Annotated in this window: 20 protein-coding genes and 2 pseudogenes; 9 read left to right on the top strand and 13 right to left on the bottom strand. The window is 41.6% G+C overall.

Annotated features, from left to right (window positions below; genetic code table 11):
- Positions 1 to 45 precede the first annotated feature (45 nt).
- Positions 46 to 1563, bottom strand: coding sequence for a DUF3131 domain-containing protein (locus F8R90_RS29670; protein WP_196513626.1), 1518 nt, complete (start codon positions 1561 to 1563; stop codon positions 46 to 48).
- A 149-nt stretch (positions 1564 to 1712) separates the two neighbouring features.
- Here F8R90_RS29670 and F8R90_RS29665 point away from each other — a divergent pair, with 149 nt between their 5' ends.
- From F8R90_RS29665 to F8R90_RS29645, 5 genes are all read left to right on the top strand, one after another.
- Positions 1713 to 2288 carry a TIGR04376 family protein gene (locus F8R90_RS29665; RefSeq protein WP_190895461.1) on the top strand — a complete coding sequence of 192 codons (576 nt, stop codon included), beginning with the start codon at positions 1713 to 1715 and terminating at the stop codon, positions 2286 to 2288.
- 565 nt (positions 2289 to 2853) lie between these two features.
- Complete coding sequence (locus F8R90_RS29660) at positions 2854 to 3414, top strand: nitrate transporter (RefSeq protein WP_199344896.1); 561 nt, start codon at positions 2854 to 2856, stop codon at positions 3412 to 3414.
- Positions 3415 to 3748: 334 nt separating this feature from the next.
- The gene (locus F8R90_RS33210; RefSeq protein ID WP_230967085.1) at positions 3749 to 3985 is read left to right on the top strand and encodes a nuclear transport factor 2 family protein; all 237 of its coding nucleotides are present in this window, start codon (positions 3749 to 3751) and stop codon (positions 3983 to 3985) included.
- Positions 3985 to 4161, top strand: a complete 177-nt coding sequence (locus tag F8R90_RS29650) for a hypothetical protein (RefSeq protein WP_196513624.1) — start codon at positions 3985 to 3987, stop codon at positions 4159 to 4161. Before F8R90_RS33210 ends, F8R90_RS29650 begins: the two co-directional genes overlap by 1 nt.
- A gap of 687 nt (positions 4162 to 4848) precedes the next feature.
- On the top strand, positions 4849 to 5268 hold the full coding sequence (locus F8R90_RS29645; protein ID WP_190895460.1) for a hypothetical protein: 420 nt from the start codon (positions 4849 to 4851) through the stop codon (positions 5266 to 5268).
- Between the two features lie 4 nt (positions 5269 to 5272).
- Here the strand turns inward: F8R90_RS29645 and F8R90_RS29640 are convergent, their stop codons facing one another.
- Both F8R90_RS29640 and F8R90_RS33960 read right to left on the bottom strand, forming a co-directional pair.
- A complete protein-coding gene (locus F8R90_RS29640; RefSeq protein WP_196513623.1) occupies positions 5273 to 5782 on the bottom strand; it encodes a transposase in 510 nt (169 codons plus the stop codon).
- Positions 5721 to 6128: pseudogene (locus F8R90_RS33960) on the bottom strand (helix-turn-helix domain-containing protein); the annotation flags it as partial. The gene F8R90_RS29640 and the pseudogene F8R90_RS33960, both read right to left, overlap by 62 nt.
- A gap of 760 nt (positions 6129 to 6888) precedes the next feature.
- On the opposite strand from F8R90_RS33960, the gene F8R90_RS29630 reads away from it, so the two are divergent.
- Together F8R90_RS29630 and F8R90_RS29625 are read left to right on the top strand one after the other, a co-directional pair.
- Complete coding sequence (locus F8R90_RS29630; protein WP_196513622.1) at positions 6889 to 9672, top strand: DUF3131 domain-containing protein; 2784 nt, start codon at positions 6889 to 6891, stop codon at positions 9670 to 9672.
- A gap of 557 nt (positions 9673 to 10229) precedes the next feature.
- Positions 10230 to 12233, top strand: coding sequence for a glycosyltransferase (locus tag F8R90_RS29625; RefSeq protein ID WP_196513621.1), 2004 nt, complete (start codon positions 10230 to 10232; stop codon positions 12231 to 12233).
- Between the two features lie 36 nt (positions 12234 to 12269).
- Here the strand turns inward: F8R90_RS29625 and F8R90_RS29620 are convergent, their stop codons facing one another.
- From F8R90_RS29620 to F8R90_RS29595, 6 genes are all read right to left on the bottom strand, one after another.
- Complete coding sequence (locus F8R90_RS29620) at positions 12270 to 12485, bottom strand: hypothetical protein (protein ID WP_196513620.1); 216 nt, start codon at positions 12483 to 12485, stop codon at positions 12270 to 12272.
- 103 nt (positions 12486 to 12588) lie between these two features.
- Positions 12589 to 13266 (bottom strand): class I SAM-dependent methyltransferase, encoded by a 678-nt coding sequence (locus F8R90_RS29615; protein ID WP_196513619.1) that lies wholly within the window; start codon positions 13264 to 13266, stop codon positions 12589 to 12591.
- Between the two features lie 124 nt (positions 13267 to 13390).
- Complete coding sequence (locus F8R90_RS29610) at positions 13391 to 13744, bottom strand: Spx/MgsR family RNA polymerase-binding regulatory protein (RefSeq protein ID WP_196513618.1); 354 nt, start codon at positions 13742 to 13744, stop codon at positions 13391 to 13393.
- A gap of 20 nt (positions 13745 to 13764) precedes the next feature.
- Entirely contained in the window at positions 13765 to 14286 is a 522-nt protein-coding gene (locus F8R90_RS29605) for an adenylate kinase (RefSeq protein WP_196513617.1), read from the bottom strand.
- 291 nt (positions 14287 to 14577) lie between these two features.
- A complete protein-coding gene (locus F8R90_RS29600) occupies positions 14578 to 15924 on the bottom strand; it encodes an FAD-dependent oxidoreductase (protein WP_196513616.1) in 1347 nt (448 codons plus the stop codon).
- Between the two features lie 48 nt (positions 15925 to 15972).
- Positions 15973 to 17511, bottom strand: a complete 1539-nt coding sequence (locus tag F8R90_RS29595) for a phytoene desaturase family protein (protein WP_196513615.1) — start codon at positions 17509 to 17511, stop codon at positions 15973 to 15975.
- A gap of 471 nt (positions 17512 to 17982) precedes the next feature.
- Between F8R90_RS29595 and F8R90_RS29590 the strand changes: the two genes are divergently transcribed.
- Positions 17983 to 18471, top strand: coding sequence for a TIGR00725 family protein (locus F8R90_RS29590; protein ID WP_196513614.1), 489 nt, complete (start codon positions 17983 to 17985; stop codon positions 18469 to 18471).
- Between the two features lie 85 nt (positions 18472 to 18556).
- Here F8R90_RS29590 and F8R90_RS29585 read toward each other — a convergent pair whose 3' ends face one another.
- The 3 genes from F8R90_RS29585 to F8R90_RS29575 all read right to left on the bottom strand — a co-directional run bounded on the left by F8R90_RS29585 (position 18557) and on the right by F8R90_RS29575 (position 21316).
- Positions 18557 to 19897 (bottom strand): recombinase family protein, encoded by a 1341-nt coding sequence (locus F8R90_RS29585; RefSeq protein ID WP_196513613.1) that lies wholly within the window; start codon positions 19895 to 19897, stop codon positions 18557 to 18559.
- 368 nt (positions 19898 to 20265) lie between these two features.
- Complete coding sequence (locus F8R90_RS29580; RefSeq protein ID WP_196513612.1) at positions 20266 to 20625, bottom strand: VOC family protein; 360 nt, start codon at positions 20623 to 20625, stop codon at positions 20266 to 20268.
- Positions 20626 to 21115: 490 nt separating this feature from the next.
- Complete coding sequence (locus F8R90_RS29575) at positions 21116 to 21316, bottom strand: tetratricopeptide repeat protein (RefSeq protein WP_230967076.1); 201 nt, start codon at positions 21314 to 21316, stop codon at positions 21116 to 21118.
- Between the two features lie 972 nt (positions 21317 to 22288).
- On the opposite strand from F8R90_RS29575, the gene F8R90_RS29570 reads away from it, so the two are divergent.
- Entirely contained in the window at positions 22289 to 23011 is a 723-nt protein-coding gene (locus tag F8R90_RS29570; protein WP_196513611.1) for a PAS domain-containing protein, read from the top strand.
- Here the strand turns inward: F8R90_RS29570 and F8R90_RS29565 are convergent.
- Positions 23000 to 23219, bottom strand: a pseudogene (locus F8R90_RS29565) (ISKra4 family transposase); the annotation flags it as partial. The gene F8R90_RS29570 and the pseudogene F8R90_RS29565 overlap by 12 nt on opposite strands.

The following is a 23219-nucleotide window of genomic DNA, read 5'->3' as shown; positions in this document are numbered from 1 at the left end:
AGAGATTATGGCGGGAGCCTTCTCTCCGATTTAGGTAAGTTTAAGTTATCGTGTTCTGATAGCCCTCTCGGTTAACTTCTGACTTTTAACTCCTGCCCAAACGGTGAGCGGTTGTCCAACTTGCTTGTACAGTAAACTTTCTAGAATCACACCATTATTATTAGCGGTAAGAGTTTTATTCGGCTGACGTAGAGACTCATAAAAGCCGTTGTACCAGCCATCTTTAGATTTAAGGTTAGCTTGGACAAAATCAAATAACTGGCTGGTGTAAGTAGTATTGTAAAGCACATGCCAGCCGATCGCAGCTTTGGCACTGAGAAATCGTAAATCGTTGTGCTGTTGTCGGGTATCTGTAATGGTTGCCCAAGGTTTCCCGTTGACAAACAGACTACTGTAAACGAAGTAAGGAGAGCGATCTAAGTTGTCTTCGGTGACGGCAGTTAATTGTTTGGTTGCTTGGTAACGCGCTGCTTGAGCAGCTAAAATCCGATCAGCATAAGCTTTAGGCAAAGCTTGAAACCCAGTTTCGATGCCATCTAAAATATAGGGTTCGCTAAGAACGTAGTTATTAGCTCCAGAGTTTTTATAGTCGCGGAGATCGTAAGGAATTCCTTCTCCGTAAAGATCAACAAACGCAGCATGGGACTGATAATCCAAAGCTTTATTAACATCCAAGCCCCAAAGCTTTAAACCGTATGCAGCATAATTCTCATAGCCCAAGCGACCTTCTTGGTTATACTGTTCTCTACCTTTGATAACAGCAGTACCGTACATTTGTCCCCTTCTGGTGAGACGCTTGACTTGCCAATGCTTCCAAACCGCTTCTGTTTCTAGTCGCATCTCTGGATACTTTGCCCCGACAATCTTCAACCAGATTGCCATCCGTCCTAAATCGATGGCTGACCAACCAATTTCTTCGCGTTTTTCTAGTTGACCATAATTAACGGGTACGAGGGTTTTTGCATTGTAGACTTTGTTGGGTAGTTCCCCTTTGTATAAAGGCATAGATGCCAGTGTCTTCAACATTTTGGTCATTTTGGCATCAAATTCAGCCACAGGCACGATATTGAGTTCTCTAGCACTGACCAAAGCTGCGATCGCTGCTGTCTGATCCCACATACTGACAGAAGCAAAGCCATCAACAGAATTGACCAAGCCAGTTTCATCGTTCCAGTTGCGCTGGAAGTATGACCAAGCCTGACGGGCAGTTGTCGTTTCCTCTGGGGTCAGTTTTCCAACTCCAGGAGCAACATAGGGAATTATCGCTACTGTTAATTGGTTCTTAGGAATGGGTTGACCTGGCAAAACTACAGATTTCGCATCAAGGCTAGCAACTATTTCAGCTTCTTGAGCAGAAGAGAGGGGATTTTGGGGTTTCTCCGGTTGTACCAATGGGCGTGAAGCAGTTTCGGATGTTGATATTTCAGGTTTTTCTATAGAAGTCTTGGAAAATTGCTTAGACCAACTAGTTAAAATTGCGATCGCTATTACAGCAGTAACTACTCCTCCGACAGAAGCTAGTATGGACAAGCTCTTAGGTGGCGGTTGAAAATCAGAACTCATACTGATTAAAGCCTTATTTTGTAAGTCAGCGTTGTTTGCGTAGTTTCACCAAATACATTCTTCCCAACTTTCAAATCTAACTAACACCCAGAAGTCCACCTGACTACTACAATAAAATAGTCACGCACCCGATCTCTGGAGTTCTAGCAGTGGGCTTATTTGATGATTTGAGTCGGTTTTTAGAAAACCGTTTAGAAGAATTCTTGCGTAACAATCCACATTTGGAGTTAGAGGCGCTGCTAGAACAGCTGCGTGAGCAAGAGGAAGGCACATTAAAGCTGATCGCAGATTTACAAGTACAAGAGAAGCGATCGCAAGAAGAAATTCTGTCCACCGCTCAAGAAATTCAGCGTTGGCATATCCGTGTTCAAAAAGCCAAAAACGCTGGTAGAGAAGATTTGGCGGCTGCGGCGGGTGAGCGAGAAGCAGCCCTGTTGCGCGAAGGAAATCAGCGTTGGGGACATATGCAAGGGCTGAAAGAACGCATTAACCAATCTCAGGAACTACTGCGAAAAATTCAGCAGCGACGACAGGAGGTGCAAGCTAAAGCCGCTGAGGCACAGACAGCCCGTGCTAAAGCGCAAACTCAGCAGCGTTTTGAAACCAGTGGGTGGTCGAATCAAACTAGCAGTTATTCTAGTGGGTTTGATGACTTAGAAGAGAAGTTCCGTAGCTGGGAAACTCAGGATGAGTTAGAACAAATGAAGCGCAATTTGGGTAAATAATCGCAAAGGTTAAATTCTAAAGGATGAAAATTATTTTTTCATCCTTCTTACTTCTTATTTTATTTAATATCTGTATTGCTAATAACCCAAGTTGCTAGTTATCAAAAAACGCTTATTTTTAAGTACAAATATCTAAAATTTAGTATCTAAAAGTACTAAAAAATGGAGTTTTTGTATCTTAGTGATACCATTATGTGACACTAACTAGCAACTTACGTTAATAACAAATCTTGATATTTATTTAGGATTCAAAATTTTAGATATTCATACTTAGTATAACCATCAAACAAGTCAATTCTAGAAATTGTATTTAATTTACTAATCAGGATTTGCTTTTCTGATAAAGTTTAGTAAATACAAGTTTTACCTCTTCTTTGTACTACTACTATCACATCGTAAAAACAACTAATTTTTTTGAGTAACCGCCAAGGAAGAGAGAATCTAGGAAATCTTGTACTAAGAAAAGAGGAAATACAGTTAAAATCACTTTTCTATTCACTATTTTGTGTTGTTGCCACAGTATTTCCCAGATATTCTCAATGAAAACTGAGGCATAGGAAATAATATGTTTTTAGACATCTTAGCTAGCCTACAACGGTTATTTGTGGGTTATATTCCAGCCGCTGTATTGGGTAGTTTCATTGGTTATTTAATAGGTATGAATAGCATGATTTATCAGCTATTTAGGCTGATATTTCAGATACCACATAGTATCCCTCCTATAGCTTTGTTACCTATTGCCCTAATAGCATTTCAAGAAAGCGAATCGGCTGCTATTATAGTAGTTTTTCTGGGAACTCTCTGGACGATGATTATTAATACAGCAATAGGGATGCGGCATTTTCATAGACAGAACAATAACTTTCGAGTAGCTATATTTCATCTATTTCATGCCTTTAAAGTAAGCATTTGGGTAGCTTGGTTTATAGTTATTGCTACAGAAATGTTAACAGGCCCAAAAGGACTTGGCTTTACCCTGTGGGAAGCTTATAAAGCTGGTAATGTCGATTATATAATCCAGGTGATCATCTACATCGGTATCATTGGCTTTTTGCTGGATCAGGTACTAGATTTTGGAGCCTATATTCTCTCGCAAATGGTTTCAGATGGGAAAAAATCTTCCTAAATTTTATCTAGGTTTGCGGATTGCACCCTGCCAGCTAATAGTTTGCTTGGCAGCATTGGTGACAAGTTAAGGAAAAGGGGAAATTGTCAAGCGTGGTATTTGCCGTGGGGAAAAATCGTGTAAAACTCAGGACAGACAAGTGATTGAGCGATTGTGACCAGCCATGACCACCAGCCGAAAAACCAATAGAGACCACGCGAAAAACAAGCAACGCCCGATGGTGGAAGACGAAGTAATAGCGAAGCATCTGTCGGCATTACTAACACCAGCCATTACATCCCAAGAAAATTACTACCGGCAACTGGGATTAAGAGACAGGATTCTCAACCTACCATTGCAAAATTTGATATTCACGAATGTTCGCGAGCATCAAACATCAAACCCTAATGTTTTATTTGCTGAGGTACATGGGGAAGCTACGATTGTCACCACAGGTTGCCACTATCAGCAAGATTATGTGATGCGACTCGAAACCAAAGATGGAAAGATAGTCCACTACCGCGAATACTGGAACCCTACCCCCGCTCTTGAGGCATGGGGCAGCTCACAAAATTTGCGCCAATCGATCTAGTGGCTCAAGGTGCTACAGTGAAGCCAGTTAGCAGCGATGACCCTCAAGGATTGGTCGAGGCAACACAACAGGCCGATGCTTTACTTTGGCTGACTCCACCAAAACTTTATCAATACTTTTGCGAGACAATTGATTTGGGTAATGCTATAGCCAGGGCGAACGCATTATGTAAATAAAAAGCTTGTATTCTCAATAGGCTCAAAAATAGTCGCATTAATGTCTGCTTATTGACACAGATTTAGCGTAGGCGTAGCCCGTCGTAGACATCGCTTTCGGACCCGTTTCTATGGGCGTTGAACCTCGTAATTTAGCTAAGGTATTGACACTAGGACGTAATTTTTCAAAGAACAGCGAATCTTGACCCCAGATTTCCCACCAACACACCACTCATGCCTCCAATAGGCTACATTAGAAAGGCTTTCGGCAATAAAAGAGAGAATCGATTAGAGAGACGATGGACTAGCCTCCATCTAGCGATCGCTCTTTGAGGAAAAACTTTTTGGTTTACTGTTTTTTAGTTCATGTGTCATGAAGTTGGGTGTGGGGAGGTAGGGTGTAGGGTGTAGAGGATACGGCATTGAACGTAGCTCTGCAACCCCGCTCAATGCGATCAATCTTAAAAGATGGGCTTTCCCTACACCCCACACCCTATACTCGCCCCAACGGGGCTTGGTCAGTTTAATTATTGTCCACTCAGTAAATACAACAAGCTTTGGGCTAAAATTACGTTTTAGTGGGTGAAATTATCTAAATATCCTAATTTTAAATAATATTGCTATTGTCTAAAATTAGAAATATGAGGATTAGGGAGCGCACTGAAATTTGATTGTTCACCAATCGTAAGATTTTTAGAGGGTACCACCATGCAAAACATGCTAAAACGCGCATTCCTACCTGGCTTGATGGCTGCTACTTTAGCTGGTACTAGCTTAATACCGGTTCAACCTGCTTCTGCTGATGACCGAGTTCTTAATAATGCAGCGATTGGAGCCGGGGCAGGTGTATTAAGTGGGGTTGTAACAAATTGTGGTTCGGTATTAGACAATGCTTTTAAAGGTGCTGCTGCTGGTGCTGCTGTTAATGCTGCCAATGGTGCAAGACGCACCAGAGCCAGAAGAAGAAACGGACGTTTACCTGTTCAAGATATCGCTGTAGGTGCTGGTGCTGGTGTATTGGCAGGTGCAATTTCTGGTGGTTGTAGAACTACCTGGAAAAATGGTGTCAATGGTGCTGCTGCTGGTGCTGCGGTTAATTTATTAGATAACAGACCCAGAAGAAGATAATCTGTCATTGATAACTCGTAATAAACATTTGTCCAGCAATTTCATGAGTTTTTAGTTGATGCCACTCTTCCTCGATCCGATTCATTTCGGAACAATAGGGTGGTAAAAAGAAAACGAATAGTCCTTTTTCTTGCCACTCAAGCCATTTTTGTTTTGCTTTCTTACTAATATGTAAGGAACCATTATCGTGAACAATAACACTGATACGACCAGTTTCAACTAAAGTGTTTTTTGCTTTAACTGCAATCCAATCCATAACCTCGATGTAGCGTTTTGTTTTGAACCCACCTTGAACCAAGGCATACTCAAAACTGACTTGGGGTTGCCATAAACCCAAAATACTAATGCGACCACCACGACTACCAATTTGTGCCATTTGTTTTTGGCTACCGATACGACTGTAACTGTAGCTAACAGGACTCCAACGACAACACCCAGACTCATCAAGATACTTAAGCTCGACATAACCCTCTACTGCCGCTTGCTTTAAGGTATCTAAGTCTGCAAGCTTCAAGTCGTGGTTTTTCTGGGTCTTGTTTTCTCTTATGAGTATGGCGGGTGCGTTTCCATTTCCACTTTTTTTTGAGCAAACGTCGCAGACGAGACGGACTCAGTTGCACATTTCTGTCTTGAGCCAATTTTTCTGATAACTGCAAACTGTTATAAGTACGGGGTTCTACCTCTAAGCAATTCTCTAAATATGCTAAGTCTGCCTCAAGCCATTTGCACTTTGCTCCCCGCCCGGAAGTTTCCCATAGTCCTCCCAAACCCTTATTTTCCCAACTCCTCAGTGTTGCTCGTACCGTATGTTCGTGACACTCAAAAATTTTAGCGATCGCTGGTACATTCCATCCTTGGGCATTTAATCTAACCCTCTTCTGTCACTCTCCGAAAACTTTTGCCATTTGTGAATTCTAGAGCTTTTGTATACGAAGCGATGTCTACGACGGGCTACGCCTACGCAAGATTTTTTCCTAATAACGTAAGTTGCTAGTTAGTGTCACAGAATGGTATCCAAAAGATACAAAAACTCCATTTTTTAGTACTTTTAGATACTAAATTTTAGATATTTGTACTTAAAAATAAGCGTTTTTTGATAACTAGCAACTTGGGTTAATAACAAATACAATAACTAAGTTTTTGTAATAGGATAGCTTGTATTGATTGACTGATATAGCTTCTAGAGATTGTCCTCTCGGAAAGTGACAGAAGAGGGATAATATCCACTGACCTTTGCCCACAGAGGATTTTTCTGGTATTGCATATAACACTTGAGTTTGGTTGGCTGACAAATCTTTAGCCCAGGGCGGTTAAAATCTCTGCTATCAAGGCAAAAGCCAACTATATATAAAAGTTTAGTAATTTATCAAAATATACCAATAAATCTCCGTTTATTTACCCAATTCGTTATAAATATTCTAAATATATAGAAACTTTCTCCATAACATTTATTTTTGGGCAAAATATAATCTTTTTCCGTATACAGACCTCGTTTAAGGAAAAAAGATACAAAATTTCCGTGTAATTCACCCTGATATTTAGAACTTTTGCGAATATCATTCACTAGCGCTACTCGATATCGATAGCTGTACAGACGCGCTCCTAACTCCTTCTTTGCTTATGCTATACAAGCACCATCAACAAAAGCTGTTGAGATGGATTGCATTGTTCCTAGTTGGAACATTTCTGCAATTGTTGTTTTACATCCCGACACCAGTCTTATCCCAAAATTCCAATAGCTGTAGCAATATTACAGCCCCGCTCACATCTGAAGAACAAACTTATGCTCGTGCTGCTTGGCAGTATTTTGTCAAAAATTATCAGCCAGCAACGGGATTTACCAATTCTACTGGGGGTTATCCTTCGGGTACACTCTGGGATATGGGGAATTACCTAATGGCATTGAATGCTGCACGATGGTTGAATCTTACTGATCAAGCAGACTTTGATGCACGCCTCAACAAGTTTTTGACGACTCTCAACAGCTTGAGGTTATTTGAGGATGCGTTGCCAAATAAAGTTTATAATGCAGCCACTGCACAGATGGTTGATTATGGTAATAATCCACTTGAGCGGGGTATTGGTTGGTCTGCTTTGGATGTTGGGCGAATATTAGCTGCGTTTGATGTCATCCGTACCTGTCATCCGCAATATAATGATTGGCTTAAAGGAATTGTAGCAAAGTGGCAAGTGGCGCGATCGCTTAAAGATGGACAACTTTACGGTGCTACTGTTCTCCCAGACGGCAAAACATTACTGGTGCAAGAAGGACGACTCGGCTATGAAGAATACGGCGCGAGGGGTTATCAACTTTGGGGTTTTTCTGCACCGAAAGCGATCGCTTTTGAGCCGTTTAAGTTAGTCGAAATTAATGGTGTCCAAATTCCCGTTGATACCCGTGACTTTCAAAGCACTAACGCTAATAATTACATTGTTAGTGAGTCTTATATCCTTGAAGGGATTGAATTTGGTTTGCAAGGTGAGTTAGCTGATTTTGCTGCCAGGGTTTTAGATGTGCAAAAACGGCGTTTTGATACCACAGGTCAGTTGACTGCGGTTACAGAAGATAATATCGACCAAGCGCCTTATTTTCTCTATAACACCGTCTATGCAAACGGTGCAAACTGGGCGACAATCACCGATGCCAATCAATCTTACCCACAGTTTCGCAGCATCAGCACCAAAGCTGCTTTTGGTTGGCACTATCTTTTTCCAAATAATGCCTATGCCCAAAAAGTTTTTGATGCAGTCAAGGATCTCCGTAGTCCTGATGATGGTGGTTACTATGCTGGTATCTATGAAGAATCAAAACAACCCAATAAAGCTTTGACAGGTAATACTAATGGGTTAATTTTGGAGATTTTATACTACAAAGCTAAGGGAAATCGCCCTTTAATTGCTTCTGGTTCTGCGAGTGTGTCTACTGGTAAGCTCAGTGAGAATGCTTCTGCTGCAACACCCTCAAATCAACCGAATTCTACTACTGCTAAGACTCCGATCGCAACCCCTGCGGATACTTCTAAACCTACAGAAGTGGCCGTTGCACCTATTCCCCCAGTGGATAGTCCCAAGCCATCATCTAACCTGGAACTAGATCGGCCACTGTCAGTAATTGAACGGCGCTATGCAGAGGCAGCTTGGCGATACTTTCAAGCGAATTATCATTCCAAAAGTGGGCTGATAGACGATCGCAGTGATTTCAAAGGTGCAACTCTTTGGGGATTGGGAGATTATCTCGCAGCCCTCCATGCAGCGCGATCACTCGATATAATTACCCCCAAAGAATTTGACCAGCGCACCCGACATCTTTTAGCAGCCTTGACAAAGTTATCGTTATTTGCAGGTGAATTGCCGAGTCGGGGTTACAATACGCGATCGCTGCAACCAATAGATTATGGTGGAAATCCGATTTTAGAAGGAAATGGCTGGTCAGCTTTAGATTTGGGTAGATTGCTAGCAGCGCTTTACAACTTAAAAACTTGTCATCCACAATACACGGCTGCTGTAGATAAAATTGTCCTGGATTGGTCATACTTGCGTGTGGTACGCGAAGGAATTCTCTCCAGTGCTACTGTTACCAAAGATCAAGACGGGCGATCGCTTACCCGCGTCAATCCTGAAACCCGCTTGGGTTATGAAGAATATGCCGCTCGTGCTTTTCAACTATGGGGATTTAATGTTGATCGTTCTGCTGTTGGCGGTGAATATCAAACTGCTTCAGTAGAGGGAGTGAAAGTCCCAGTCCAACGCCATCGCACAGATACTAACTCCAAAGTTAACCAATACACAGTTAGCAATCCTTTCTTACTCTATGCAGTGGAATTTGGACTAGATCCAAAAATGCGATCGCTCTTTGAACCAATTTTCCAGGCGCAAGCTGAACGTTATCGCCGTACTGGCATTCTCACAGCCTCAGCCACCACCTTGATTGATCGCAAACCTTACACTATACATAGCTCAATTACTGGGCAGGGTGAGTCTTGGGTAGCTTTAGGAGATGATGGTCAACCTGTACCAAAAGGGCGATTGGTAAGTACAGCAGTAGCTTTTGCCTATCATGCCCTGCTTCCAGAAAACAAGTACAGTCAACAATTACTGCAAGGAACGACTGACTTATACAATCCATTAACTGGATTTTATGAGGGCTTCTATGAAACCACAGGTAAAACGGCAGTCGGTTTCACCAGCAGCACCAACAGTATGGTTTTGCAATCTTTGCTATACAAGGTCACGAATCGACAACCCTTAATTCGTCCGACTACCACCATGAAATCTCCTTGGTGGCAGGAAGTTACTAAGGGAAATTCTGGGCGAGGTCTACCAAACACCGCCACACAACAAACCAAGTTAATTTCTGATAGTTTTGGAAGTTACTGGGTTTCAAATAGTAAAAATACTCACTGATAGCGGTTCTCGTTTACGTGAGTTACACCCGTAGGGGCACGGCACTGCCGTGCCTTTACACCTGGCGATATAATGCCGCATCTGAGTGGGAACCGCTATAGTAACCGGCACAAAATAACGACGATCATTTCTAAGCTAAGTGTAAAAGTGTTTTATTCTTAGCTCAGATCCTACCTAACGCGGTGTGCAACTTATTTTTAGAACAATACGGTTCAGGTAAGCATTTCTTTCTTCTCTCTGCGTCCTCTGCGCCTTGGCGGTAGCCTGCGGCAAGCCGCTGCGCGTCTACGTTAAAAAATTGACATTAATAACAGAGTTTTAGCCTCAACTGAACTGTATTAATTTTTAGAACCCCGTTTCCATTCCTCTCCCCCACTCCTGAGAGGCTTTGATTCTTACTCCCCAACAACGTTTTTCCGTTTCCCTCCCCTTATAGGAGATTGCACAAGGCGTTACCTAGTAATTGTGAGTTAGTCAACAAGAGGTTGTTAGTCACAAATTTAACTAGGGAATACTTGTTTTGAGGGGATGCAGATACATTAACTACTGGTACTAAGATGACTTCAGTTTCTATTATTGATAATTCCTCACACTTTCCCGGTAACAGCCGCTCGTTACTGAAAAAAAGAACACTGTTATTTCGTTATTTGGCAGAAATCAATTTAATTTTTGGTATCTGGTATTTGCAATGGCGCATCACCCACTCCATCAATTTTGATGCGCTCTGGATATCGATTCCTTTGCTAATAGCAGAAATTTATAGCTATTTCGGCGGCGTGATGTTTGTGATTGGATTATGGCGTCCCTTAGTTCGACAGATTAAGTCTCTCGACCAAATGACCCCACCTATACCCAGATCCGACTGGCCAACTGTGGATGTATTTGTAACATGCTACAACGAGCCGCCGACAATTGTAGAAGAAACTGTCAAAGCTGCTCTGGCGATGGATTACCCACCAATAAAGTTACGCGTTTATGTGCTGGATGACGGTAACTCGGCTGATATGCGAGCTATGACAGAAAGATTGTGTATTGAGGATTTGCAATCACCACAATTACAGCTAGAAGCGGAACGGATTGATGCAGAACATTCTTGTTTGTTGGAGCGTTTAAAGCAACTGGAAAATCTCACACCTAATACTCAAGCTGCTGAACAATGGCTGCAAGCATCATCAGAATCAGTGGTTAACCAGCCTGCGGCTGGATTTGTGCAAAGTTTGCGATCGCTTATTCTTTGGCTTCCGACTCATCAAAGTATTAGCGATTCTCCTGGAAAGACGCTATGCGATCGCTTAGTTACCGAACGGAAAGCCTTAGAAGAAGCTATTCGCAAGAAAGAACTGGAACTAGTTGAACTCGCTCGTTTTCGCTACATTGCTCGTCCCAAACCAGCTGGTGTACCCCACCACGCTAAAGCGGGTAATCTCAATTACGCGATTTTTTCTGGCGAAACTTCAGGACAATTTATTCTTACCCTAGATGCTGACCATATTCCCAAGCCACAATTTCTCAAGCGAGTTCTGCCTTATTTCTACACCTATAATCTTTTCGTAGGGAAATACGACCAGAATCAAATTGCTTTTGTCCAGACTCGCCAGGATTTTTATAATATTCCTGCGGGCGATCCCTTTGGACATCGAGCCAATTTATTTTATGGGCCACTTCAACAAGGCAAAGATGGCATGAATGCCGCTTTTTATACAGGCACAAATGCGATTCTGAGGCGCGAAGCACTGATTAGTGTTGGACTACAACATTTTGCTGATGAGTTTGCCAAAGATGAAAAACGTTTAGAAGAATTTCAATTAATTGGTGGTGTATCCAGCAACAGTATTACAGAAGATATGAATACAGCAATGCGTCTGCATGGTGCTGGATGGAAATCTATTTATCATCATGAACTTTTGGCAGAAGGTTTAGCGCCAGATGACCTGAGTTCTACTTTGAAACAGCGGTTACGTTGGGCACAAGGAACTATTCAAGTACTACTGAGAGAAAATCCACTTACAAAATCAGGGCTAACTTTTTGGCAAAAGTTGCATTATTTTAAGACCATGTATAGCTATTTTTCTGGTTTTGCAACTCTGGTTTTTATTTCTTGTCCACTCATCTATTTTTTTACAGATATTATTCCAGTTAAAACCTACGGGCCTGACTTTGCTCTACACTTTTTCCCAGCTTTTATTATTAACCGTCTTACTTTTCTAGCAGCCACTTGGGGAATTCCAGCTAGAGAAGTTTGGCGCTCTGAACAATATGCGATCGCTTTGTTTCCTTTATTAATCCAAGCCGTGTGGAGTGTATTCACAGGGCAAAAACTAAATTTTCAAGTCACACCTAAGCAACGTCAATCCGGGATTTATTTACGGCTAGTTTGGCCACAGATGGTTGTCTTTGCACTGACAATTTTGGGAATTTTATGGAGCCTTTACCGTTTAGCGATCGGTCATCTGAATTATCCTGAAGTTCACCTCCTTAATGGTGCATGGGCTATCTATAACTTATTACTTTTGTCGGCTATTATCCGCGCGTCTGTTTGGCAACCACCAAAAGAGGCTTAAGAGGAAAGTAAGGCAAACAAGGAGAAAAACTACTGCCTATTGACCGAAGAGGCGGAGGGGCATTTTGCTCTTAGCTGGGGGAGCAATAGAAAGTCCCGTTCGCGCAGCGTCTCCAAGAGTTGCCGTGAAGCGGAGCGGAACATGGGTATCAAGCCCCGCCCAAAAGCGAGCGTTCTCGATTGGTCGGAGTACAAGATCCGTTACTACCTCCCCCCAGCTAATAGCTCCCCGCTCCCCTGCCTCTTCTGACATAGATGGTCAACGTCCAATCATTAAGAGTAATTTTCAAGCATTTGCAATTGGTAGTATTCTGCCAATAAAAGTAGATAGCGGGAGAAGAAATATGCTTAATACGTTATTGGCGCTCAAAGACAAAAATAATTGAAATCGGTTTGTTCGTCTTGGGATCACACGGCTCATATAAATTTAGCAATCGGTAATTCAAAGCATGGAACTGGTTGATCCATGATTCGAGAGTTCTGAAATACCAGGGAGTAGGGTAAAATGGCTCATCTGCAATTGCTTGCCATGAAGTCTCGCGCCACCCATTAAAGTATGTAGAGTCACCGCAAGCAATTATCGGATGAAGTGTTTGAATGATTATTTTGCCTTTGTCCTCTAACAGGCTATGACCTGCCTTGGCGATCTCATCAAGAGCGCATTCACCTAGAATTGAAAAGTTGCAGATAAAGCAAGAGAAATAATTAATGGTGCTAAATCTTTGTGAGGCAAGATCCGAGTACGAACAGACAACAAAGCGAGAATCACCACTATGCCTTGCTGCCTCAATGAGATCGGCACAAAGATCAACACCCCAGCCATCAATTCCTAAAGAAAAAAGCTGTCGAGACAACCATCCCTCACCGCATCCAATATCTAAGAATGTTCTTGGATTAAGTTGGCTGACTGCTTTGACTATAGCGGCATCTGTGGCGATCGCACGACTTTCAATTTGTTTATTACGAATTGCTTGTGTCCATAACAAAGCATTCATCTGCCATGAGTCAAGGATTCGTTTTTCATTATCATCCATACAACACCGCTCAAATAGCAAAAATATTCTTATACTTTCACTCCTGCCTTCTGCCCTTTAGCTTTGTGCAGCAATGTAATTGATAATTTAACCCCAATCTCACTGTTAGAGCGTTGATCCCTGACTAAAATCCTAATTTTTCTTGAACCACTGCCTCATCTCTAAAGCCGACCAGGACAGCTGTTCCATCTTTGACAAAAAGCGGACGTTTAAGCAGCATAGCGTCGTGAGTGAATGCGTCAATCCACTGTTGATCAGTCCAAGTCTTATTTTCATCTCCTAAAGCACGGTAGGATTGACCGGAGGTATTTCGCATGGGAGCAAAGCTCAAAGATTTCACCCAGTTTTGGATCTGCTCACGGGTCGGCGGACTCTCTTTAGTGTTAATGAACTCATAGTTAATGTTGTTGTGTTGGAGCCACGTTAAAGCTTTTTTGCAAGTGCTGCAATTGGGAATTCCGTAGACTTGAATAGACATAAAACAATTAAGCAACAAAGTTAAGGCGTGTCATCAATTAATTCAAAAAATTGGGAAATTTGTTTAGTCGAGCGAATGTGATAAACATTTTTGATGCTTTGAGCCTGCTCAATATACTCACGATATTTTGGGGTTAAATATTTGTAACACAACCAAAGCACGCGGTAGCTACTAAGTGAACTTCTTAATATTGGACTATTGGAGGGCCAACCTTCTGGCGGTTTAAAGTAACCTGTGATTAGTCGTTTAGTTACCCACCATCCATGCACATATAGCGGTAAATCGACAAAAACCAGAGTATCTGCTTCGTCAAGTCGTAGCCAGAGAGTTTCCATGCAACCAAACCCATCAATAATCCATCGGTCAGTAACTAAAATTTGCTGATGGGCGTGCTTATAGTCTTCATGTGGAACCTCTGTGCCTCCTGATTGATATTTAATCTTGTCCAAGACGTAAAGTGGCAAACCAGTGATTTGAGATAATCTCTTGCTTAGAGTTGATTTCCCGCCTCCAGCATTGCCAAACACCGCTACTTTTTTCATCGCCACTCTCCTTTTAGTGCAATCAAGCCCAATTTGGCACAAGCTTGTCACGAAAGAATAAAAGTTTTAGCTATATTACCTTTATACTACAAAATGTGCTGTCCAAGGATTTGTACTACCGAGACTTAAAGGCATAAAAAAGACTCAAACCTATATAGGGCAAGGAAAATAGACCAAATATTCAAAAATTATTGAAACCCAGATATATCAAGAAACTAGGCTTAACGATGTCAAAGTCTCTGTGCATGTAAATTTGAGGCTTTTTTCTGGCTACTTTTTGTCCAAGTCCTACTATGTCTTTGCTAACCTGAGTGTGTTTTTGTCGTTGAAACCAGAAATGGAGAGAGCCAAAGGTGAACCGATGAGTTGAGCAACTCGAAAAGCAGACGCGATCGCTCCTTCATGCAAGCCATCTCCTAGATAAGCTCCTGCATAGTAAGTATTGTTCTCTCCATTGGTAGCAACTACTTCATCACGGTATCTAAAAGATTCAGTGGCATACAACGGCGTGTGATGTTCTTGAGTGTGAATAATGCGATCGCGAGCAATCAATCCTTCTAGTTGAAACGATAAAAAGTAATGCTGTGGCGATGAGATGCCGCAAAGCTGATTCAAGTAACTGTTATATCCCCATCGGGTATCTGTCTGGAAGAAATCAAATTCCGAGGGGTGCTGAATGTGATGATTATCATACATCGAAGTATCCATATGAATTGTAGTGGTTGCATAATTGGCTTTCCAACCTGAGAAGCGTTTAATTTCAGCATCGGTTGGGTCAGCTAACAGTACCATCACTTGGTCGGGTGGCGTGGCAAACACGACTTTATCAAACTCCTGGATCTCATCCTGCGATCGCGTACCACTCCGTGGAAGCAAGCTACGCGGAGCGTCTCGTAGAGAAGCGCTGCCGCCAGAGGTAGATCGCTCGATTTTTACACCATCTGGGCTTCTTTCGATATTGACAATCTCCACATTCAACAGGACTTCACCTTTAAATCGCTCCAAAATTTTTTCAATATAGGAATATACACCGCCTTTAATCCTGAGCCATTTAACTGCGAGGTAGTCGCGTAACATCGGAATTGCCATCTCTGCGGGAAAGTTATCAATGAGTTCAAATGGCATTGAGTAGCTATACATCGTCAGCAACTTTAGCCAAGTATTGCTTATACTTTGGTTGTTCACATATTGAGACAGTGGCTGGTCATAAAAATCTTCCATATGGGCAGATCGCGTTTTTAGCCATAATCCAACGGAACGGCCATGGAGGGTATCGAACCGCAGATGTTCAATTAAGCGTTGGATGCCTGTATAGTTGTTCTCAATCGTGACCTTCGAGAAAAAGGGACTGCCATCTTTGGGGAATAAAGCTGAACCGACACGGATGGGTTCTAGTTCCACTCCTAGCTCTTGCATAAGAGCAACAAAGTTGTGAAATACGGTAGGAAATTCCAGCACTCCACTTTCCAACATTTCATTGCAATCAGATTGGTTAGGCTGAACATTCTTGTTGAGTGTCCGAATATGTCCCCCCAACATAGGCTGCCGTTCAAACACGGTGACATGATGCCCTTGTTTATCAAGCAGGTAAGCTGTAACCATACCGCTGGCCCCACCACCGATAACTGCAATTCTCATAACTGACCTCTCAGTTGTTGAATATGAATAATATGTGTGGCTGTCTGTTTAGCTATTGCCTAAAAGCACGTCACCAGATAATCGTTGATACAGCAATGCCCCAGTCCAGAATGTGGGAGCAAAGCCCGGATAACCTGATGAAGCATTGCAGAAATAGAAATGGTTGAGTGAGGTTTCGTGATTCAAGCGTCCCAGACCCATGTTGCGCGGTGTGAGACTAGAACCGTAGGAATTCCCGTTAGGACACCAGCAAAAACGTTCATTGGTGGTAGGGCTGCCCGTGATATGAAAAACCAGATGCTTTCTAAAATTCGGCACATATTCTTTTTCCACGACATCCAAAATAGAGTCGAAGATTTCTTGCTTTTTCTGGTTGTAGGCTTTGCGATTGCTCTGTTGCAATTGCTTAAAGTAGTCGTAATTGGCAACGGTAAGAAATTCGACAATCTGGCAATCTTCTGGACAATCCCGACTCGCTTGTGTCAATAAAGTGGGCGTTGTCATCGCAAAGCTGGGATTGGAAAAGTCATTGTATTCATACATCTGAGCAAAGGCTTCATTTAAATCCTGATGACCTGTGTGGAAAAGATTCCACTCGCCAAATCCATAGTTTCGCAGGTCAAGGTCTTTGACGACGCAATAAGCCATGTAGTTAGATGCAGAATACTCATAGTTGAGTTTTCGGCGCACGGTTTTAGAGAAGTTTGACTCACCAATCATTTTGGCGGCTTTTTTGGGGTCAATATTGCAAATCACGGTGTCGCCTGTAAATTCATGAGTTTGATGGGTGGTTAAATCCATCGCCTCAACTCCCGTAACTGTTCCGTCTGTGAGTCTAAAATTCGTGACTTCATGGTTGAGCAGTACCTGCCCTCCGTGTGATTCAATCACTTTGACTAACGAATTAATTACATGCCCAAAATGCTGGGTTGGGTAAAATGCACCAGCTTGATAGCCCTTGAACAAAGCAACCCAGGCATAAAACGAGAGTTGATTCGGAGGCAGCAAAAAATCAGGCCATTGCAGAGCCAATAGGGTTTGGGCGGGTTGGGATAGCTGAAACTTGTCGAATACATCTTGAAGTGTGCTGTTGAGATATTGGACAGTACAAACCACTTCACCTGTATGTTGGAGCAGTTCAATTGGCTTAACTGGAGGAGCGAGTATTTTCAAACCTGCACCCGTTTTTTCAACGTCGTTGACAAATTGGCGAATGCGATCGCTATGTGCAGGAAACAACTTTGATAATCGCTGGATAAGTTCCTCCGGTTCCGAAGGAATATCTAATGCATATCCTGGCATTCGCATGTGGTCAAAGCCATCCGGGTCGTACCGCTCAAAAGTCACTTCCCGATCCAAGCCCAGTTTCTTGAGTACCCGATTCACCGTTTGTCCTTCACCGCAATCCCAAACATAATGGAATTGGGCATTAAAGGTGTATTTTTTAGCCATCGTAAAGGTGTGACCAAAGCCACCTGGATGCTCATGGGCTTCGAGGATTTGCACAGTTTTACCAGAGTTTGCCATCAAAGCGCCAAAGACTAATGCTGATAAACCACTACCGACAATGAGATAATCTGGTTTCATAGTCTGATTCCTCGATCGACGAGATATTCATAATTCGTCCGCTCTTTATCCTAAAACTCGCATTTCAAACAGGATGCGATCGCCATAGCTTGCTTGATCGCATCGTAGTTAATTCTTTAAGCCTACTTTAGAAGACGTTGATGCTTAAGTTCTCTTTCATCAGGAAGAAACACCAGTTCATCAATAGGTGAACTTATAATAAAAAATATTGTGATGCCGCTTTCTTCGGCATAAATTTCTCTTGATGCCGCCCAGAATTAGAGTAACTTCAGTAGGAGTAATAATCCTAGATTTCCTTTATTTGCAACGAAAAGTGGGTGCTCAACTTTTCAAGAGAATGCTTCGAGGTGATTTATCAGAATTCGCGGAAAACTCCATCCGTCTGTCTATACGGTGGGGATGGATAGCGGTCTGACCTTTCAGGGATACCGCTTTCACTTGTCGCTGAAAACCAGTATCATCTGAAATTTTATGCGAAAAATTATTATTGGGGTTATGGGGAGGGGAGAAAATGCGACAGCAAATGATTTACAACATGCTTATATACTAGGTCAACTTATTGCCAAACAAGGATGGGTTTTACTCACTGGTGGTAGAAATGTAGGAGTAATGGATGCAGTAAGTAAAGGTGCAAAATCTGCTGATGGTTTAACTATTGGTATTCTTCCGGGTGAGAATCAGGATGGTATTTCCTCTTGGGTAGATATTGCTATTTTCACAGACATGGGTAATTCTAGAAACAATATTAATGTTCTTACCAGTGATCTGGTCATTGCTTGTGGTATGGGTGCAGGAACTGCTTCAGAAATTGCTCTCGCTTTGAAAGCAAATAAGCAAGTAATTTTGTTGAATAATGATGAAGAAAGTCAACTTTTCTTTAAAAAACTGTCGCCAGAAAATGTTTATATTGTGGAGAGTGTGGATCAGGCGATCGCTACTGCCAAAACAATTTTATACTAGTTGGTAATTAGTGAATCAGTAAGGTATTCTTCCAAAGGGCTGCTGCGTATACTAAGAATCAACCACCTCAGAAATAACATTTCAATTAAAAAATAAAAATAACTTGGAGTTTTAATTCTTTATTCTGAAGACTAATGTCAATTTGCCTGATAAATTCTCGAAAGTAAAATCGTCGCTCTGTTTCCGACAAATCTAACCAAAATTGTGGTATGGAAACAGCTTGAGCGACAGAACGTAAGTTAACTGGGGGAAGAGTCGCCAACTTTGCTTCGAGTGCAGAAATTTCTGTGCGGAGTTTGTAAGCCCTTAACTTTGCTGTTTCAATATCTAAAATTCCAGTTTCGATTAAAGCGGGTAACTGAGCAAGTATTTCTTGCTGACGAGCGATCGCTTGTCCTAAACTATTCTTTACTGCATCCAATTGGGGAAAATTCATTCCCGCTACAGCTAAGGGTAAATCACGGCAAACGGTTTCAATTGTATGTTCTAAAACCTCTTGGTAGGGAATAGCCTTACACTTTGGCTGTTGAGGACAGCTAGTAGAACGTAAATAAAGATACTCCTTATCTTGATTGCGTTGGGTGACACGAGTAACTGTCATGTGTGACTGACACTCAGCACAAACAACCAACCCAGCTAAAGAACGCGGCGCACTAGCAGTTCGGGATGGTAAACGGCTGTTACGGCGTAAAAGTCGGTCAACTTGGGCAGCTTCTTCCTTAGAAATTATCGGTATATGGGTATTGGAGATAATTTCACCATTTTGGTAAGCTGTATTGCCGCGATAAACTGGATTAGTCAGCCAGCGTCTTCCTGTGGTTACAGAGATTTTTTTGCCGTATTTTTTCGCCAAGTAACGAACTGAACCCCGCAGGGAACCATAGAGTAAAAAGTGTTCAAAAAAATCTTTGACTACTGGTGAAGTACTGCGATCAACAGTATATTTTCCCTTACCTCTGCGATAGCCGTAAGGAACTTTGCCGGGTGGCGGTGCAACCTCAAGACGATTACGGGCGTGTCCTTGACGGATGCGGCGACTACGTTGCTGACGTTGGATTGCATTTAGCAAATTCAGCAAGTCAGCGCCGAGAGGGTAATTTTCGGAAGTGTAGGGCTGTTCTGTGGCAATTATCGCTACTCCGATTCCTTCGAGTTCATGCAAGCGATCGCTAATTTCCTCTACAGTATCTCCTAATTCTTCCAACCGACGAATCAAGAGATAATCTGCTGGTTCAGTTTCGCAATCGGTAAATAATTGTTGTAATTGCGTTCGCGTAGCGTGTCTGAAAGACTCTCGCGTAGCGTGTCCAGAAGACTCAGGCTTGCCCAAATCTTCATAAACCCGATCCACCTCCCATCCCCAATCGGCTTGATCGGGAGCAGATTCTAATAGCGGATTGGTGTAAGAGTAGGCAATTATTTTCATTAGTCATTAGTCATTAGTCATTGATTATTTTCCCACTCCCTCTCAGCTCGACTTTATCCAAAATTAAGAACTCGGTTTTCTTGATCCGGCAAAAACCCTGGCTTTTGGCAAATACTTTTTCCATATCACATATTATCGATGAAGTTAAAAAAGTAAAACTACCATCCCATAAAGGTTTCAGCTTAGGCGTTCACGTTGCGACAAAAATGGATAAAGTCGAGATCAGAGGATGTTTTAAAAGTAGTGGCTGATGTAGCAAAAAGTTTAGATCCTCCTAAATCCTCCTTAAAAAGGAGGACTTTGAGAAGGTTATTTCCCCCTTTTTTAGGGGAGATTTTAATACAACCGTAAACTTTTCAAACATCCTCTCACTGCTGACTCAACTCGATAATATTTCCATCAGGATCTTGAATGAATAAAGCAGGGCGACCAGAAGCGCTGGGTTGAATGGGATAATTATGAGTGAGCAACTCTTGTTTGGCAACGTCCAAGTTAGCGACTGAGAAAGCGACATGGGGGTTGCGTCCCCATTTTTCATTAGGGTTTTCGGTGGGGACAGTAGGTGCAACTATCAGGTGAATTTGATAATCGCCGACTTGATACCATGCGCCAGCGTATTTTAGGGAACGATCTATTTTGGATAATCCCAATACTTTGCTATAAAAGTGTTCAGAGCGTTCTAAGTCAGTCACGAGAATTGCTGTATGGAGACTTTGGGTAATCTGCATTGTTGGTAAGTGCGATCGCGTTTATTTAAATTTTGACGTAGTTTTGGCATATACTTTGACCTCACTTCCATTCCTCTCTCTTTTTAGGATCTAAGGTGTACACACAAGTCTGAAGTGGTTCAAGAATCTGGGTTTTACTCCACCTTAACCACTACCCGAATTCAATAAACGACTACCCGAATTCAATAAACGACTACCCGAATTCAATAAACGACCACCCGAATTCAATAAACGACCACCCGAATTCAATAAACGACCACCCGAATTCAATAAACGACCACCCGAATTTAATAAACGACCACCCGAATTCAATAAACGACCACCCGAATTCAATTTGATTGTTTTGGCTGACAATGCGATTGTACCAACTTGCTACGCCTGCCTAATAAGTATGATCTGGTCGCCCCCTTGTTAAATGCCATCACCCCATCACTTTGGTAATCTCTCTAACGCCTCCCGTGCGATCGCCCTCCAATATTCATCCTTATACTCAACATATAATCTCCAACGCTGTCTGCAAATGAACCCTCGCCTCTGTGTAGTTGTCTTCTACTTCTGCAAGCGTCCCTAAACAGTGGTAAGTGAGTGCTTGGAAATAGCGATCGCCAAATTTGATATTGATAGCCAAAGCTTGTTGGTAATTACGCCGTGCCTCCTCAAATTCTCGCAATTCTTGGGCAACTGTTTCCAACTGATGATAAATAAGCCTTTCCTAATTCAAATAAAGCAGCAATTTCGCCGCGAGGATTCTGAGGTTGCTGTGAAATCAATTAATGAAGTTTTGCGGACTGCTGATAAATCAACATAGTACCGCTCCATGTCTTCACCCTCTAACGGTTCAACATTACAAACTTGAAATGCAGCTTTGAGAGTATAAGCACGCTAGTGATTTATTGGGTTTTGACCAACTTTATAGATCCGACTTTCTCAAGATTAAATTTTAGGCGATCGCAGTGCAATTTTACATCTAATAAAAGTTTACTTTTTGAATTGGCAAATTTTTGTAATAACTTATACATTAATAAAGTGGATAACAATATAGCACTTTTTGTTTATATACATCTTACTTCCCAACGCTAGTAGGGAAGGGGCTGTTCTTGTTAGGTCTATTGGATTCAACCCAGAAGCGCTATAACCTTAAATAACTTCCAGCTTTACCCAGGAATGGTTTTGTTAAGATGGCGCTCGTTTATAAACCGCGTTATTGAGTATAATTTGCTGGCAAAATCCAGAATTTTATTCAATTGTCAATCCTCCAAAAGATAGAATACATATTATTTACGTTTACTTCGTTAATTCTGATCAACCAAATCAAAAGGTTGCTCATGGTTGTTTTCCGTCAACCATACTGGGTTGATCTTAAAAAATAGTACACTTAATCAATTAATATCAATTTCAGTAATAAAACTGAGTATTAGTAACTTCTACAAATTTTACCTAAACAGGCTTGTATGTTGATCAAACATTTGAAAGAATAACTAAAAGAATCATCAGTGGTACTAAATTAGTAATTGTTAGTTCTAATTACTAAGTTATTAATTTTTAGTGTGATGATTGCGTCATTTGGCAAAAATTGAGCTTTTCTGTTAATATCGCTTGAAATTTCCTCTTTGCTCTAAATTCTCCTGGTCAAAATAATTCTCAAGCCTGTTTTCACACCATAATGAAAGACCAAGTACTAGATCGGATTTTTAACAACCCTTCATTCCCAGATAAGTTTGAACGTTTGGAACTGGATGATCATTTCTGCATCATCGATACATCCGAGCAAGTGCAACGGTTTGCAGAACGTCCTGAGGAGGTAATACAGGGAAAAGATGTCCGGCTGAGTTTTCCTGAGTTTATCGGGCTTGAAAATGTCTTAAAAGCTATTCTGAAAGGAGAGCAGGAACTGTTTGAATTACAAGCAATTGGAAGAGGCTCAGAAAATAAAGTCCATCTATATATAGATATATATATTATCAGCGAACAGTATGAAAATAAATTAATTGTCATAATTGAAGATGTTACCGACAAGCTAGTTTTAAAGCAAAAATTAGCACAGCAAGCTAATGCCAAAAATCTGCTATCAAGTGCTTTAATATCATACAAAAACTACATGGATCAAGTAATTACTGCAATGGCAGATGCTTTGTTTATAACCAGTAATGTAGGTAAAATAAAAAAAGTAAATCGTGCTGCTCAACAATTATTTGGTTTCACTGAAGAAGAATTAATTAATCAACCAATATCACTGATAATTGATGATGATGAATTTTTAATACAAGCCATTCACAAGCATTCTTTTTTTCAGAAAAATTTTCAGAATTTAGAGGTAGTCTGTCGAACCAAGACTAGAGAAAAGCGGGGGAGCATCCACTTTTGGCAGAAAGACTTAAATAGTTAACAAACCATTGAGATAAGCACAACGAATAGAGAGGATGTGATTAACACTATCAACATTCCACTGTGCGCCAGAAATTTTAATTCTCGCACCAATTTGTTTAATAGCAGATTCAACTGCTCCAGAACCAATAGAACAAAGTTGTTCAGCCTGGTAATAGGCATAGTTGACAATACGAGAGCGATGTTTTTCAAGATAAGCAATGAAGTTC

The organism is Nostoc sp. NZL (assembly GCF_015714705.1).
Classification (GTDB): Bacteria; Cyanobacteriota; Cyanobacteriia; order Cyanobacteriales; family Nostocaceae; genus Nostoc; species Nostoc foliaceum_A.
The sequence above is the reverse complement of the archived record's forward strand: the minus strand, read 5'-3'. Positions and strand labels throughout refer to the sequence as shown.

Excerpts from the sequence above, each read along its gene's own strand:
- F8R90_RS29670 (WP_196513626.1), bottom strand. The coding sequence starts at position 1,563 with ATGAGTTCTGATTTTCAACCGCCACCTAAGAGCTTGTCCATACTAGCT.
- F8R90_RS29660 (WP_199344896.1), top strand. The coding sequence starts at position 2,854 with ATGTTTTTAGACATCTTAGCTAGCCTACAACGGTTATTTGTGGGTTAT.
- F8R90_RS29645 (WP_190895460.1), top strand. The coding sequence starts at position 4,849 with ATGCAAAACATGCTAAAACGCGCATTCCTACCTGGCTTGATGGCTGCT.
- F8R90_RS29630 (WP_196513622.1), top strand. The coding sequence starts at position 6,889 with ATGCTATACAAGCACCATCAACAAAAGCTGTTGAGATGGATTGCATTG.
- F8R90_RS29625 (WP_196513621.1), top strand. The coding sequence starts at position 10,230 with ATGACTTCAGTTTCTATTATTGATAATTCCTCACACTTTCCCGGTAAC.
- F8R90_RS29620 (WP_196513620.1), bottom strand. The coding sequence starts at position 12,485 with ATGTCAGAAGAGGCAGGGGAGCGGGGAGCTATTAGCTGGGGGGAGGTA.
- F8R90_RS29615 (WP_196513619.1), bottom strand. The coding sequence starts at position 13,266 with ATGGATGATAATGAAAAACGAATCCTTGACTCATGGCAGATGAATGCT.
- F8R90_RS29610 (WP_196513618.1), bottom strand. The coding sequence starts at position 13,744 with ATGTCTATTCAAGTCTACGGAATTCCCAATTGCAGCACTTGCAAAAAA.
- F8R90_RS29605 (WP_196513617.1), bottom strand. The coding sequence starts at position 14,286 with ATGAAAAAAGTAGCGGTGTTTGGCAATGCTGGAGGCGGGAAATCAACT.
- F8R90_RS29600 (WP_196513616.1), bottom strand. The coding sequence starts at position 15,924 with ATGAGAATTGCAGTTATCGGTGGTGGGGCCAGCGGTATGGTTACAGCT.
- F8R90_RS29595 (WP_196513615.1), bottom strand. The coding sequence starts at position 17,511 with ATGAAACCAGATTATCTCATTGTCGGTAGTGGTTTATCAGCATTAGTC.
- F8R90_RS29590 (WP_196513614.1), top strand. The coding sequence starts at position 17,983 with ATGCGAAAAATTATTATTGGGGTTATGGGGAGGGGAGAAAATGCGACA.
- F8R90_RS29585 (WP_196513613.1), bottom strand. The coding sequence starts at position 19,897 with ATGAAAATAATTGCCTACTCTTACACCAATCCGCTATTAGAATCTGCT.
- F8R90_RS29580 (WP_196513612.1), bottom strand. The coding sequence starts at position 20,625 with ATGCAGATTACCCAAAGTCTCCATACAGCAATTCTCGTGACTGACTTA.
- F8R90_RS29570 (WP_196513611.1), top strand. The coding sequence starts at position 22,289 with ATGAAAGACCAAGTACTAGATCGGATTTTTAACAACCCTTCATTCCCA.